Consider the following 321-nt stretch of genomic DNA (forward strand, 5'->3'; position numbering starts at 1 on the left):
AGTTACTCCTGTTGCTCCTGTTGGACCAGTTACTCCCGTTGCTCCTGTTGGACCAGTTACTCCGGTTGCTCCTGTTGCTCCGGTTGCTCCTGTTGCTCCGGTTGATCCGGTTACACCAGTTGTTCCTGTTGGTCCCGTTTCTCCAGTTACTCCTGTTGCTCCAGTTGGACCAGTTACTCCGGTTGCTCCTGTTGGACCAGTTACTCCTGTTGCTCCGGTTGGACCGGTTTCTCCAGTTACTCCTGTTGCTCCTGTTGGACCAGTTACTCCTGTTGCTCCTGTTGGACCAGTTACTCCTGTTGCTCCTGTTGGACCAGTTAC

The 321-nt window shown here is 53.6% G+C and carries 1 protein-coding gene; it reads right to left on the reverse strand.

What is annotated here, in order from left to right:
• Positions 1 to 321 (reverse strand): collagen-like protein (locus Y79_RS1000000121120; RefSeq protein ID WP_162139826.1); only part of this gene is annotated, 321 nt, incomplete at both ends.

This window comes from Bacillus siamensis KCTC 13613 (assembly GCF_000262045.1).
GTDB lineage: Bacteria > Bacillota > Bacilli > Bacillales > Bacillaceae > Bacillus > Bacillus siamensis.